Origin of the sequence: Sedimenticola selenatireducens DSM 17993, assembly GCF_000428045.1 — a bacterium.
GTDB lineage: Bacteria > Pseudomonadota > Gammaproteobacteria > Chromatiales > Chromatiaceae > Sedimenticola > Sedimenticola selenatireducens.
Window position 1 is genome coordinate 43,020 of sequence record NZ_ATZE01000015.1, and the last position, 13,162, is coordinate 56,181.

The 13,162-nt window shown below is 52.6% G+C and carries 15 protein-coding genes and 1 pseudogene; 11 read left to right on the top strand and 5 right to left on the bottom strand.

The window, feature by feature from the left end:
• Positions 1-86: 86 nt before the first annotated feature.
• Positions 87-245: a hypothetical protein gene (locus tag A3GO_RS26180; RefSeq protein WP_157606820.1), complete on the bottom strand. Its 159-nt coding sequence runs from the start codon at positions 243-245 to the stop codon at positions 87-89.
• Between the two features lie 219 nt (positions 246-464).
• Positions 465-656, bottom strand: coding sequence for a hypothetical protein (locus A3GO_RS26385; protein ID WP_169720413.1), 192 nt, complete (start codon positions 654-656; stop codon positions 465-467).
• Between the two features lie 518 nt (positions 657-1,174).
• Between A3GO_RS26385 and A3GO_RS26875 the strand changes: the two are divergent.
• A pseudogene (locus tag A3GO_RS26875) lies at positions 1,175-1,381 on the top strand (GNAT family N-acetyltransferase); the annotation flags it as partial.
• A 20-nt stretch (positions 1,382-1,401) separates the two neighbouring features.
• Here the strand turns inward: A3GO_RS26875 and A3GO_RS0113615 are convergent.
• Positions 1,402-2,418: a GlxA family transcriptional regulator gene (locus tag A3GO_RS0113615; RefSeq protein ID WP_029133860.1), complete on the bottom strand. Its 1,017-nt coding sequence runs from the start codon at positions 2,416-2,418 to the stop codon at positions 1,402-1,404.
• Positions 2,419-2,540: 122 nt separating this feature from the next.
• Between A3GO_RS0113615 and A3GO_RS0113620 the strand changes: the two genes are divergently transcribed.
• From A3GO_RS0113620 to A3GO_RS0113645, 6 genes are read left to right on the top strand one after another with little or no spacing between them, the layout of a single operon-like run.
• Positions 2,541-3,638, top strand: a complete 1,098-nt coding sequence (locus A3GO_RS0113620; RefSeq protein WP_029133861.1) for a class I SAM-dependent methyltransferase — start codon at positions 2,541-2,543, stop codon at positions 3,636-3,638.
• An 18-nt stretch (positions 3,639-3,656) separates the two neighbouring features.
• Positions 3,657-4,856, top strand: coding sequence for a flavin-containing monooxygenase (locus A3GO_RS23890; RefSeq protein WP_037375411.1), 1,200 nt, complete (start codon positions 3,657-3,659; stop codon positions 4,854-4,856).
• Positions 4,849-5,214, top strand: a complete 366-nt coding sequence (locus tag A3GO_RS0113630) for a GNAT family N-acetyltransferase (protein ID WP_157606822.1) — start codon at positions 4,849-4,851, stop codon at positions 5,212-5,214. The genes A3GO_RS23890 and A3GO_RS0113630 overlap by 8 nt, the downstream gene beginning before the upstream one ends.
• Before the next feature lie 54 nt (positions 5,215-5,268).
• Complete coding sequence (locus A3GO_RS0113635; RefSeq protein ID WP_029133863.1) at positions 5,269-5,625, top strand: S-adenosylmethionine decarboxylase; 357 nt, start codon at positions 5,269-5,271, stop codon at positions 5,623-5,625.
• 58 nt (positions 5,626-5,683) lie between these two features.
• Positions 5,684-6,055, top strand: coding sequence for a cupin domain-containing protein (locus A3GO_RS0113640; RefSeq protein WP_029133864.1), 372 nt, complete (start codon positions 5,684-5,686; stop codon positions 6,053-6,055).
• Between the two features lie 29 nt (positions 6,056-6,084).
• A complete protein-coding gene (locus A3GO_RS0113645; RefSeq protein ID WP_051302307.1) occupies positions 6,085-6,987 on the top strand; it encodes a PhzF family phenazine biosynthesis protein in 903 nt (300 codons plus the stop codon).
• 555 nt (positions 6,988-7,542) lie between these two features.
• On the opposite strand, the gene A3GO_RS0113650 is transcribed toward A3GO_RS0113645, so the two are convergent.
• Positions 7,543-8,433 (bottom strand): LysR family transcriptional regulator, encoded by an 891-nt coding sequence (locus A3GO_RS0113650; RefSeq protein WP_029133866.1) that lies wholly within the window; start codon positions 8,431-8,433, stop codon positions 7,543-7,545.
• 143 nt (positions 8,434-8,576) lie between these two features.
• Between A3GO_RS0113650 and A3GO_RS0113655 the strand changes: the two genes are divergently transcribed.
• From A3GO_RS0113655 to ygiD, 4 genes are all read left to right on the top strand, one after another.
• Positions 8,577-9,209, top strand: coding sequence for an NADPH-dependent F420 reductase (locus A3GO_RS0113655; RefSeq protein WP_029133867.1), 633 nt, complete (start codon positions 8,577-8,579; stop codon positions 9,207-9,209).
• A 52-nt stretch (positions 9,210-9,261) separates the two neighbouring features.
• A complete protein-coding gene (locus A3GO_RS0113660) occupies positions 9,262-9,699 on the top strand; it encodes a DoxX family protein (protein WP_029133868.1) in 438 nt (145 codons plus the stop codon).
• An 84-nt stretch (positions 9,700-9,783) separates the two neighbouring features.
• On the top strand, positions 9,784-10,743 hold the full coding sequence (locus A3GO_RS0113665) for a glutathione S-transferase family protein (protein WP_029133869.1): 960 nt from the start codon (positions 9,784-9,786) through the stop codon (positions 10,741-10,743).
• Between the two features lie 66 nt (positions 10,744-10,809).
• Positions 10,810-11,619 carry a 4,5-DOPA-extradiol-dioxygenase gene (gene ygiD, locus A3GO_RS0113670; protein ID WP_037375413.1) on the top strand — a complete coding sequence of 270 codons (810 nt, stop codon included), beginning with the start codon at positions 10,810-10,812 and terminating at the stop codon, positions 11,617-11,619.
• 333 nt (positions 11,620-11,952) lie between these two features.
• Here the strand turns inward: ygiD and A3GO_RS0113675 are convergent, their stop codons facing one another.
• A complete protein-coding gene (locus A3GO_RS0113675) occupies positions 11,953-13,098 on the bottom strand; it encodes a Fic family protein (RefSeq protein WP_029133871.1) in 1,146 nt (381 codons plus the stop codon).
• Positions 13,099-13,162 lie beyond the last annotated feature (64 nt).

Genomic DNA, 13,162 nt, shown 5'->3' on the forward strand with positions numbered 1-13,162 from the left:
CATCGGTTGGTTCGGCGCGTCCTTGGAGGCCACACGGGTAGCCGTGCATCATGCGACCGGCTTCGGCTTCTGATTAGGCCACACGTCTAGCGACACCATAATGCCGGGCTCAGCACCACCAGCAGAGTGAATATCTCCAGGGGCCCCAGGAGCATGGCAAAAGAGAGTATCCACTTGACCGAATCGGAGACTGCCTGGAAGTTGGCCTCTACATCGCCCAGTCCGGGGGCGTATAAGAAGAACAAACGGCCTTTTCACCCAAGTCCCGCAGCCGCTGACTGCTGTTGAGTCTCTCGGCAGCCGTGCGATGCACCCCGAATCCGGCTTACATTGGGGCTAAATAAGTCGAAAACCTGTCATCTGCTCTCCACAGTCGACTCCATTCCCGACATCCGGCAAGGCGAAATCCTGCCGTCACAGTGTGAGTGCAGCATGTTGAATTGAACCGTTGGCTTTTGAAGTCGTCAGTCAAGCAGCCCTTGCGGCAGTCCAGCCAGTGGCGCACGGCTTTCGGGTAACGTCTTGGGCTCGTTGGTTTCGGTTTTGTTTTTCAGGTGATCGAGGATCTGATTAATCACCATCGGGTCTTCGATACGGGCAATCACCTTCACAGTACCCCTGCATTCGCGATACGTTTCAATATCGATGTTGAACACGCGTTTCGAGCGTCCCCTCAAGAGGCCTGCTTTTAGTGCACCGAGCGGATGGCTGCTCGGCGTTTGCGCTTCCTCGGGCGACCTGAGCTTCTTGCCCCTACCCCGCTGCTGCAAATCGTACCATCAGGAACAGGATGAAGTTGGAAACGACCATGCATTTGGCTGACACCAATATCATCAACAAGGGGCGCAAAAATCTATGAATTACCAGTCGTCATCCGTAACCATAAGAACTTAGTTAAAACAGGCGTACGTGTACTGAATCCGTTTATGGAGTATATCGTTATTCCAATGCATCCGGACCTGGATTGAAAAAGTATGTAGCATCGGGCCGAATAACCGGTGTGATGCCAGCCAGTGCCAGATATTGCCTGCTAGTCCCGGTCACTCCCACTCGATTGTAAACGAGTCATTTTATTCTATTACATTCAATGGCTTGTTTTCCTGCCAAACGGTAATACCATGCTCAGAATACCCTTCACAAAGATCGCAAAAACAATTCCGATTGATCGCCGCATGTGTGGTATTCGCTATTCACTTCGCCTCCTTTCGCTTGCAAGTGCATAGCCTCAAAGTTGTATACAGCTGCATTGAAGATGCTACAGAAGGAAAGTATCGACAGAATCAACACCGCCGCAAATCTTGAGGCGCAGCCATTCTTCGAACACCAGGGTTTCCAGGTAACCAGGGAAGAGACAGTGATGCTAAATGGCGTACCGCTTAGACGCTTCGTCATGGAAGTTCATCATGTTTCCAATGCCCGGCGCAGCCCACGAAAGCGTTTACGATATTGTGTGGGAGTCACACCCACCTTGCGGCGAAACAAGCGACCGAAAAAGGCGGCATCTTCATATCCAACTTCCTGAGCAACGGCTTCAACGGGTTCATCGCCGCTTTCCAGCAGCTGCTTGGCTTCTTCAAGCCGCAAAGTATGCACATACTCGATGGGAGCCATTCCCGTTGCCTGTTTGAATCGGCGACTGAACGTGCGTTCCGTCAACTCGCTGAGCTGGATCATGGAAGCAACAGGTGATGGCTCTTCATAGTGCTCCGCAATCCATGCCTGGCAACGTGCAATAACCGCATCGTCCACCTGGCGGTTGCGTGCCAATGCTGCATACGGTAGCTGACCCACATCATGCCAGTCGATCAGGAACAGCCTGGCGATGTGTATAGCCTCATCCACACTGACCAGCCGTGCTACCAGATACAGCGCCAGATCCTCCCAGGACGTGCCACCCCCGGCCATGATCAGGCGCCCGCCCTCTCCACTGACCACCAGCGCACGATTGGGAAACACCTGCACGCCCGGATAACTTGCCAGGGCATCACAATAGGCCCAGTGTGTAGTGGCCTCGGCACCCTCTAATAGCCCAGTCTCTGCCAGCAGCATAGCTCCGGAACACGCCGTGGCGACTATCGCGCCAGCTTCGTAGCAACGACGCAGCCAGGTGATCTCCGCTCGGTGGGATTCCGTCAACACTGCACTTGGCGCTACTGCAACCTCGGGTACGCACACAACATCCGGCGTCGTGCCGTCATCTTCGTCCGGCATCATCTGCACCCCGTTGGCGAGTGTCATCGGCCCCGATCCCCTGAGTGTCACCACCTTCGGTTCGAGCACCGATTCGCCTTCCCTACCCTCCACCAAGCTCGCCCAGTCACGCCCGGCCGATGCAAGAACGTCGAACATGCCATACAGGGTAGAGGCGGCTACTTCGGGGATAGCCAACAGCGCGATGCGGGGTTTTCGTTGATGCATGGCAGAAATGACCGTATTTCGTCTTTTTCCGCTTTAGTGTAATGGAGTGCGGGGTTCGATACTAGCCACAAGCCGGACCGACAGGGTCCTTATACATGAATCACACGTTACAGGAGAACATCATGACTACCGCACAGCTGAATACACCAAACCAGACATTCGACGATACCCGCCAGGCAGTATTCGAGAACCGATTTATGCAGGCCCTCAATGAAGGAGGTATGCTTCAACTGGTTTCTCTCGGCCACAGAACCGGCCTGTTCAATCACATGGCCGATGGTGAACCGGTGACCTGCAGCGAACTCGCCCGGCGCAGCCGACTGAATGAGCGCTACGTGCGTGAATGGCTTGGTGGCCTGACGGTATCAGGCATCTTGGACCATGAAGCCGAAGTCATGACCTACCGTTTACCGCCCGAGCACGCCTCTCTGCTCACCGATAGCGGCGACGCGAATCTGGCCGTGTTCGCTCAGTACATCCCGTTACTGGGCCAGGTTGAGGATGACGTACTCGACAGTTTTAAACATGGCAAGGGCGTGCACTATGACAAGTATCACCGATTTCACGAAGTCATGGCGGAAGACAGCGGTCAGACCGTGCTACCCGCGCTGTTCGACGCCATTCTGCCGCTGGCGCCGGAACTGACGGAACGCCTGGAATCCGGCATCCGCGTACTCGATCTGGGATGCGGCCGCGGCATGGCGCTGATGAAAATGGCCGAGCGCTTTCCTGCGAGCCACTTCGAAGGCTACGACCTGTCGGCAGATGCCATTGCCTGGGCACGCGAGCACGCCAGTAGACATGGGCTAAAAAATGTGGCCTTCGAGATTCAGGATCTGTCCGACTTCGACGTCACCGCTGAGAAGGAAAAATTCGACTGCGTTACAACCTTTGATGCCATTCACGATCAGGCCTATCCACTGAAACTGTTGCAAGGGATTCGGAACACTCTTAAATCGAACGGCGTCTACCTGGCACAGGACATCCACGCGTCAAGCCACCACCATCATGACCGCGATCATCCCTTGGGACCGCTGCTTTACACCATATCGATCATGCACTGCATGAGCGTGTCCCTGGCTCAGGGTGGCGAGGGACTGGGCACCATGTGGGGGCGGGAGCGTGCCCGTGACTATTTTACTCGTGCCGGCTTCAGTAGTGTCGAAGTGCACCAGCTGCCTCACGATATACAGAATGATTACTGGGTATTGCGGCCATAACATCTCTGGAGAATTACAATGAAACACTCAAGCATTCCACAAGTTATTATCATCGGTGCTGGTCTGTCCGGCCTGACTGCCGCCCATGCGCTCAATGCCAAGGGCATCCGTGCAAGGATCATTGATGGCGGATCGCGGATCGCGGAACCGTGGAGAAACCGACATCCACAGTTAAAACTGAACATCTATCGATCGTTTGCCGATTTACCCGGCCTGCGGATGAGCAGTAAACACGGCGATTTCGTGCCCCGTGATGCGGTGGTGGAGCACCTGGAAACCTTTGCCCACCAGCTGGATCTGCCGATACAGTTCGAGACCGTGGTCCGCAAGATATCGTGCGAGGCTGACCGGTGGCGCATTGAAACCAGCCAAGGGCTATTTGAGGCCGATCATGTAGTCATCGCGACCGGTCGTGAGAAGTATCCGTACCTGCCGGACTGGCCGGGGCGCGATTCGTTCAACGGTGAAATTCTGCATGCAGCAGATCTCGGTGATATCAAGCGATATGCTGGCCGTAAGATCCTGGTTGTCGGTGCAGGCAATTCCGGCACCGATGTGCTCAATCACCTGTCCAGAGTCAACACCAGCAAGGTTTGGGTTTCGCTGAGGCACGGCCCGACGATCATGCCGACCCGACTGTTCGGATTTCCAATGCACCGTCTGGCCAGGCTGTTCGCCATGCTGCCGCTACCGGTACTCGATAGGGCCCTGTCCCTCACCCAACGACTGGTCTACGGCAATCTAACCCGATATGGATTACGCAGTCACCCTGAGGGTGGTGGGACCCGCCTGGAACGCGACGGTATTTCTCCAGCACTGGATGACGGCTTTGTTGCCGCAGTCAAGCGCGGCCAGATACAGATGGTGGAGGAAACCGTAAAATTTGGGGCCGATTCGGTCGAATTGCGCGACGGTTCGAAGGTTAAACCCGAGATCGTCATCTGCGCCACCGGTTATCGATCCGGGCTCGAGCCCTGGTTCGCAGACTGCGGGGTGCTGGACCAGGGTGGACATCCATACTTCAGTGCGGGCGAAGCCGATCCCGATCATCCTGGACTCTGGTTCACCGGGTACAAGGCCTCACTTACTGGTTTTTTCGACGCCGCCATTGTGGCTTCCAATCGGATCACAGACGGTGTTCTGCAGCATCAGGCGGAAAGTGGTCGTTCAAGCATCGTCAGTACAGCGGCCGATTTCGAATCGCCTGTCATTGAGTAAGCTGGTGATGGTGAGATCAAATATCACACCGCAACATCGATCAAAAATACTTTCAGCCAGAGCTGGCGATAAAAAGGATATGACGAATAAAATGAATATAATCCCGGCCCAAAAAAGTGATTGCCGCGATATAGCCGAACTGGCAATGATGGCTGAAGCCGAACGGCAGGCCAGAGCAGCTGGATGTAACCAACTTTCGATCCAGGTTTTCGAACAGAATAGCGGCGTGCTGCGTTTATACCAGCGACTGGGATACATGACTTGCGGGAAGATGAAAGTCATTCAGCATCGATGCATGCGCCACACTGGACAGATACTGCGGCTGACTAAAGATACTGCAGAAGGTCATTTTGAATAGGAAGCATCAATTTAAAAGTACATTCAATAAAACAAGAAACTATGGAGAATAACGATGAAAGATCTGGCGCCTGAAATAATTCGTCAGCGAGTATTGATTGAAGGCTTGTATACAGCCGACATAAACCGCGAAAAGGTGGAGGAATACCTGTTGGGTCTCGCCGCCCATCTGGATTTGCGGGTTTACGGAAAGCCGATCATTCATGCACCGGAAGGCATCGGCAAGGATGAAAACGAAGGCTTTGATGCCTTCATCCCGTTAATCGATTCCGGTATCTCCTTGTATGTCTGGAGCGCGACCCGGTTTTTCGCGGTGGTGATTTTTACCTGCAAAGCTTTCAGCCAGGAAGACGCGATCGAGTTTACCCGCGACTTTTTCGCGGCGACGGAAACCGAATTCAAGGCGTTTTAATCGCACGCGCTGGTGTGATCTGGACAGTGTGACCCAAATAATAGAAGAGGAGATAAAGATGGCGAAATCGACCATAACCTATTGGAATGCCCTGGATGATGCCAACCAGGGCAGCTGGGAAACCATTGACGGTAGTGACGGCCAGATCGAGCAACTTACCCTGGCTATTGATGAAGAATCTGGAGACTACACCCGCCTCACTCGCTTCAGGTCAGGAACCGATACCCGATCATTCGGCGCTAAAAGCCACGATTACCCGGAAGAAATTCTGATCATCAAAGGTCGTCTGTATGACGAGGCCGTTGATCGATGGCTGGAACCTGGTGACTACGCCAGTCGCCCGCCGGGAGAAGTACATGGACCCTTCATCTCAGAAGGTGAATGTGTTGTGCTGGAAGTTTCTTATCCCAGCCAGTCTAACGGGAAGTAGAGACAGATTACGGAAAAAGGTTATTACAGATGACTGTATCGATCACTGAAAATTCAAAAGCGCTCGAATTCCACCTGATCGACGTATTCACTCCGGAGCCTTTATCCGGAAATGGTCTGAGTGTGTTTCTTCTTGAAGAGTATCCACCCGATCATGTCATGCAAAGCATTACCCGGGAAATGCGCCAGTTCGAGTCGATATTCATCAGGCAATCCGAGGATGCTTACAGATTTCATGCGCGGATTTTCACCCTGGAAGAGGAACTGCCGTTCGCCGGGCATCCGGTCATAGGCGCAGCCGCATTGCTGCATTCAAAGCTTTTCTCGAACGAAGAGAACGCACGACTTGAATTCGTGATACAGCAGCGCGTTATCAAGGTCATCAGTAAGCGACAGGATCAATCATATATCGCAGAAATGGACCAGGGAACCTCCGCATTTGGCCCGGATATATCTGAGAAAGCGTCTGCTTCATTTTTGCATGCGCTGAATCTGGACCTGCCGGATAGAGTGCCAGATCTTCCACTGCAGGTCGTCTCAACGGGTTTGCCCTATCTTATCGTTCCAATCCGATCAAATCTTGAAACCACCCGAATCGTTGTAGCAGATTTTGAAGCCCGGCTCGCCGGGGTTGGTGCCAAATTTGTTTACGTATTCGATATAAATCGATTCGAGGGGCGTACCTGGGACAACGAGGGCCGAGTGGAAGACGTGGCGACCGGCAGTGCGGCCGGACCGATGGCAGCTTATTTGGTCAGGCACGGGTTAGCTTCAGCAGGCGTGGAACTGCGACTGTCGCAGGGTACATTCGTCCATCGGCCAAGTGAAATACACGCAATGGTTCACTCGCGCGCTGAACTGACAGTGACCATCGGAGGTGAAGTTCGCATCGTGGGAAACGGGATGTTAAATCTACCTGAGGGTTTTATATAGGCCTTGAGAACAGAAATGTTTGGTAGCACCGCATCAACTGGATGCATGTTGGCAAAACGCCCGGGCGCTTGAGTAGGAACGCTATAAAAGCGAACTGGATAAACTTGAATAAGTGCTCAAAAAATAGAAAACGCTAGAGTCTCGAAACGATATTTCGATCTTACGTCCTTGCTGTTGCCAGCCTGTGCCAATCATTACCTGCCAGTGCCGGTCACTCCCACTCGATTATAAATAAGCCATTTTTATCTTTTATATTCAATAACTTATTTTCCTGCTAAACGGTAATGCCATGAAAAATACCATGCTCAGAAAATCCTTCAAAATGCTCGAAAAAATTGCCGATTGAAGGCTACAACACAGCACCCTAGGCTACCTTATCCCATTCTAGTAGTTCGAAATATCATCGAAATCATATCTATCTCTGCAAGCATGAATAACTCTTAAGATCTCCGGGTTCCAGCCAGAGGTGCAAAGTCTTGAACCAGTTAAGCCTGCGTCAGGTCATGGAGTGCCCAGTTGTAGTTGAAACTGATTCCAGACCCTTCACGAACAGCATCATTCTAGTCCGGACAACTTCTCTCCAAGAAAATTAACGAGTGCAAGAACTTTGGGTGCGACGTGCTTGCGCGTCGGATACACCGCATAGATACCCAATTCAATTGAACGGTACTCGGGAAGTATTTCCACCAGTCTGCCAGCCGCCAGATCGTCCCCGACCAGAAAAGTTGGCTGTAGAATGATTCCCTGATGCGCAAGTGCAACCGCCCGGCACGTGTCACCGTTGTTTGTCGTCATCCATGGATGAATCTTCACGCTGACCGGACCCTCAGGACCTTCTAACTCCCAGGTATCCCCGCCCAACCAATAGCTGTATCCGATTACTTTATGCGCACCTAGCGCACCCGGATCAGAGGGTTGACCATGTTTTTCCAGATACTGGGGTGTGGCGCAAAGAACAATTCGCGTACTGGCCAGTCGCTTGCTGATCAGGGAAGAGTCAGGCAGCGTGGCAATGCGGATAGCCAAATCATATCCCTCCTCAACCACGTCCACGACCCGATCGGAAAGTTCTACATCGAGCCGCACCTGAGGATGCAGTTCGTGGAATGCATCCCAGAGGGGCGCAAGAGTCTGGACGCCAAAGGACACCGGTACATTCACTCGCAGGAGTCCGCGTGCTGCACTACTACGCGAGCTGACTTCAGATTCCGCCTCTTCAAGACCAGAAAGTAATTCACGGCAACGGGTATTGAACACGGCACCCTCTTCCGTGAGTGATAGCCGCCGCGTGGTTCGATGCAGCAGCCGCACACCGAGCCGCGCCTCCAGTTCCGCCACATGACGTGACACCGCTGGTTTTGACATATGCAGAACCTCAGCGGCCTTAACAAAACTACCCGCATCCACCACGGCGCAAAAAGTCTGCATTTCCTGAAATCGATCCATTATTCGATATTTCGGTATAGTTTATTTAATAGTTGCTTATTTATCTCATTATTTTGAATAAGTAAAGTGCTACTCGTACGCGGGATAGCCCGAATCTGCCGCAAGGCGACTTTTTTAACACTGTTGAAACCAGGAGATCCACTATGAAAATTACTGTCATCGGAGCCGGCAATATGGGCGCGGCTTTCGTTAAACAACTGTCCCTTGCCGGTCATCAGGTCACTGTCACCGCGCGTGAAATCGCCAAAGCGGAATCAATCGCAACAGCCCATCCGGGGGTAAACGCGGCCAGCCCGGCGCTCGCCGCTGATCAAGCTGAAGTCGTGATCGTCGCCACGCCGTACGAGGAAGCGGTCAATGCGCTGCAATCTGTAGGGGACCTTCAAGACAAGGTGGTCATCGACATCACGAATCCGCTCACGCCCAACTATATGGGCCTGACCATTGGCCATGAGACCTCTGCTGCAGAGGAAATTGCCAAAGTTTTACCCGGCGTCAATCTCGTCAAGGCCTTCAATACCGTCTTTGCCCAGGTCCTGGCCGAGGGCGGCGATTTCGGCGACGGTCGCAAGGTGACCGTATTTATCGCCGGAGACAGCGACGATGGCAAGGACAAGGCTCGTGCCGTGGCCGAAAGCATGGGGTTCGCAACGATCGACGCCGGTGGACTAAAAAATGCGCGTTATCTGGAGCCGCTGGCCGGCCTGAATATCTATCTGGGATACGGCGCCGGTCTTGGCACACACATCGCGCCAACTTGGATGCAGGACGCCTGATCCGATCGACAGGTCTGTTAAATAACCTTTCAACTTTACTGAGGAAATCATCATGAAGATCTTATTGAAAAAAATTATGGCAACTGATGCCGGTTTGAGCCAACTGTCCCTGCGTATCCTGGTTGGCATCATCTTTGTCGCCCACGGCGCGCAAAAACTGTTCGGCTGGTTCGGTGGTTATGGCCTGGAAGGAACCGGTCAATGGATGGCCTCGATCGGCCTGAACCCCGGCTACCTGATGGCATTACTTGCCGGCAGCGCCGAATTTTTTGGCGGCCTTGCCCTGATCCTGGGCTTGCTTATTCGCCCGGCAGCCGCAGTGCTTGCCTTTGCCATGGTTGTTGCCATCGTTACTGTCCACATCGGTAACGGCCTGTTTATGAGCAATGACGGCTACGAGTTTGGTCTGGCATTACTGGCTGCATCGGTTGCCCTTGCCATCAGTGGTGCAGGCCGGGGTTCTCTCGATGCCTTGTTGTCCAGGAACTGATCAAGGTCATGTGTACAGGCTCGACATAGCCGGGACGAAGCGTCCCGGCTTAAATTGAGCAGAAGCGTTTATAGGAGGTTTGAAATGTTAATCAATGGGCAGTGGGCGAGAGATTTTCATCCCGTACAGGGTACCGACGACGAAGGCGGATTTGTTCGAGAGCAATCCCAATTTCGCAACTGGATCACCATTGATGGTGACCCGGGGCCTACCGGTGAGGGTGGATTCGTCGCCGAACCCGACCGCTACCACCTGTATGTTGCGCTGATTTGTCCCTGGGCTTCGCGCACATTAATGGCTCGCAAACTCAAGGGCCTGGAGGATGTTATTTCGGTTACTGTGCTGGACCCCCGCCTTACTGAGAAGGTCTGGCGTTTTGGTGGTGATGACGACACGCTGCCCGGCAGCAAGCCGGACCCGTTGCACGGCGCCGAGTTCCTGTACGAGCTCTACCTTCGCGCGAAATCAGATTACACCGGCCAGATCACGGTCCCTGTGCTTTGGGACAAGCATAAAGAGACCATCGTCAACAACGAATCTTCCGACATCATTCGTATGTTCAATGACGGGTTTGGCAACCTGGCCAGCGAAAGCATCGACCTCTACCCGATTGACCTACGCCCGGAAATTGACGACGTCAACGATCGTCTCTACGACAATTTCAACAACGGCGTCTACCGTGCCGGTTTTGCGACAACCCAAATAGCCTATGAACGAGCTGTTCAAGAGGTGTTTGATAGTCTGGATTGGATTGATCAACGACTTGATATTCAAAACTATCTGGTTGGCGACCGTCTCACCGAGGCCGATGTGCGTGCATTCGTGACCCTGATCCGCTTCGACCTCGCCTATCACGGGCTTTTCAAGACCAATCTACGTCAGCTGCGCGACTATCGGAACATCACTGCCTACATGAAGCACATCTATGAGCTACCTGGCATCGCAGAAACGGTATCGCCAGAGCATATTAAAATTGGATACTACTCCATCCGCGCCTTGAATCCTTGGGGCATCGTCCCGGTTGGTCCCACGAAACTATGGTAATACTAACCACCCCGTTTGGAAGAAAACATTCACATGAAGAACGGGCTAACCTGACAGGAACTAAAAATGATCGAAGAAAAACGCGGCTTATCCCATGACCGAATGCCGGTAATTTTTGCTGGTCACGGCTCACCCATGAATGCAGTTCAAGACAATCAATGGAGCCGTGGCTTTGCACAGCTACGCGACTACGTACCAAAGCCAGCGGCTATTTTAGCGATTTCGGCACACTGGTACGTAAGCGGCAGCTATCTGACGTCTAATCTTCGGCCACCGACCATTCATGATTTTGGCGGTTTTCCGCAGGCGCTTTATGAAATTAAATACCCCGCACCTGGTCATCCCGAGTTTGCCGAGTCGGTTCGTGAACTCTTGGGCAAAGAGCGCGTGCAGCTTAGTGAAGATTGGGGATTGGATCATGGTATATGGTCGGTGCTGTGCTGGATGTATCCGGAGGCGACTGTGCCTGTCGTGCAGCTTAGTATCGACCGCAATCTTGATGTAACGCAGCACTACAAAATTGGAAGATCACTAGCAGGGTTGCGTGATCAGAACATTCTCATTTTCACCAGCGGAAACATTGTGCACAACCTTCCAGATGCATTCAGACAGATGCGATTCGGTACAGCTGCCACGCCTGATTGGGCCGATCGTTTTGACGAGGCCGTGAAGCAAATACTGATAGCACATGATATCGAACCACTTTTGTCTATATACCCGGATACGGCTGACGCACAGCTTGCACATCCCACGCCGGATCACTGGTTACCGCTGATTTATGCTGCAGGTGCTGCAAATAAAAATGATCGCGTACGTTTTACATCCGAGGGATTCGATTTAGGCTCTCTTTCAATGAGAAATGTTATTTTCGGATGATATCGACTGCATGCATGTCTGGCTGCCCTGCTCCGCCAAATGAGCAGCGAACGCCGAGTAATAAGCTTCGACGATCCGAATAGAGGAAGGTCTGCTTGGGCAGGTGACACTGCTAACTACTGACATCCCAATCCCGGCGCGCCGTCCTGGCCGAAATGCCAGCCAGTGCCAGTCGTTGCCTGTCAGTGCCGATCACTCCCACTCGATTGTAAATAAGCCATTTTTCTCTTTTATATTCAATGGCTTATTTTCCAGCTAAACGATAATACCATGAAGAACACCATGCTCAGAAAATCCTGCTAACCAACACAAATATCACCTGCTCACAGTAAATCATTTCTTCCCTAAACCAAATCCGACCGGTTCGGCAACGTTCAACTTATAACGGGTCGTTCTGCCACCACCCGGTAACGGGATTATGGCCCCCTTTGCAACCAAGTCTGATAAATCGCGGCTGGCCGTCCGGTTGGGGCACTTGGTAATCGCTTCGTATTTCTTGGTCGTTATTCCGCCTTCAAAGCCCTTTCGACCTTCAGCGAATACCCGCGACACCATCCTGGCCTGCCGGTCATTCAGCTGGTCACCATAGGCTTCGTAGAATCGTGTCTTGGCCAGTAAAAAGTCCACTTCTTCCCTGGCAATTTCCTGTGCTTTGATGACCATATCGGCAAAGTAATCAAGCCAAGCGTTAACGTCCATACTTCCACGGCTCGCTTTCTCCAGTTGCAGGTAATAGGTTTTTTTATCCCCTTCTATCGCCGTGGCAAGACAAGCTGTGGACGGGTAGCCGAGAGACTGTGAAAGCGCATGGTCAGCAATCGCCCTACCGACTCGCCCATTACCATCATCAAAGGGATGAACCACTTCAAACCAAAGGTGTGCAATTCCTGACCTGGCAATCCCTGGTATCTCCTTATCCCGATTCGAAGGCCTGGTCTGATTGTACCAGTCGAGGAATCTCGCCATTTCATCAGGCACCCGAATCGCTGGCGGGGCTTCATAGTGAACCTTTTCCCGACCATAAGGCCCACTCACTATTTGCATAGGCGAAGGATCGTTGCGGTATGCGCCTCGCAAAATAGGCGTATAGCGCTGTTCCGGGACGGCCATGGATTGCCACTTACCCAGCAGGTCATGCGTCAGGGATGCTTGCCAGTTCTTGCGAACATCCACCAGCAGCGATGCAGCCCCAGCAGCTTTCTGGTCTGAGTTGTCCGGTAGCGTATCCGATGCAATTAAAGAGAGAAGAGATGACCTGACCGATTCTCTGTCCAGATCCTCGCCCTCAATGGCGCTGGTTTTGATGGCCTCGGAAAGCATCAAGTCAATCGTGGCATCTTCCTGGGACGCCATTGGTAGCGCATCAAAGCGGCCAGCCAGGCGCTCTGAGTTCAGGCGAAATTCAAGTTCCCGATCATTGAGCGCACTATTGTCATAGCGAAAATCTGGCCAGTCGGGCTGTTGCCATATCCATTTCATGGCGCGATTTTAGCACTTATTCACGCCATATTATAGGTATTATTGGCGTGTTTATAGATCATAA

Excerpts from the sequence above, each read along its gene's own strand:
- A3GO_RS0113645 (WP_051302307.1), top strand. The coding sequence starts at position 6,085 with ATGACTGTATCGATCACTGAAAATTCAAAAGCGCTCGAATTCCACCTG.
- A3GO_RS0113650 (WP_029133866.1), bottom strand. The coding sequence starts at position 8,433 with ATGGATCGATTTCAGGAAATGCAGACTTTTTGCGCCGTGGTGGATGCG.
- A3GO_RS0113620 (WP_029133861.1), top strand. The coding sequence starts at position 2,541 with ATGACTACCGCACAGCTGAATACACCAAACCAGACATTCGACGATACC.
- A3GO_RS0113675 (WP_029133871.1), bottom strand. The coding sequence starts at position 13,098 with ATGAAATGGATATGGCAACAGCCCGACTGGCCAGATTTTCGCTATGAC.
- A3GO_RS23890 (WP_037375411.1), top strand. The coding sequence starts at position 3,657 with ATGAAACACTCAAGCATTCCACAAGTTATTATCATCGGTGCTGGTCTG.
- ygiD (WP_037375413.1), top strand. The coding sequence starts at position 10,810 with ATGATCGAAGAAAAACGCGGCTTATCCCATGACCGAATGCCGGTAATT.
- A3GO_RS0113655 (WP_029133867.1), top strand. The coding sequence starts at position 8,577 with ATGAAAATTACTGTCATCGGAGCCGGCAATATGGGCGCGGCTTTCGTT.
- A3GO_RS0113615 (WP_029133860.1), bottom strand. The coding sequence starts at position 2,418 with ATGCATCAACGAAAACCCCGCATCGCGCTGTTGGCTATCCCCGAAGTA.
- A3GO_RS0113640 (WP_029133864.1), top strand. The coding sequence starts at position 5,684 with ATGGCGAAATCGACCATAACCTATTGGAATGCCCTGGATGATGCCAAC.
- A3GO_RS0113635 (WP_029133863.1), top strand. The coding sequence starts at position 5,269 with ATGAAAGATCTGGCGCCTGAAATAATTCGTCAGCGAGTATTGATTGAA.
- A3GO_RS0113665 (WP_029133869.1), top strand. The coding sequence starts at position 9,784 with ATGTTAATCAATGGGCAGTGGGCGAGAGATTTTCATCCCGTACAGGGT.
- A3GO_RS0113660 (WP_029133868.1), top strand. The coding sequence starts at position 9,262 with ATGAAGATCTTATTGAAAAAAATTATGGCAACTGATGCCGGTTTGAGC.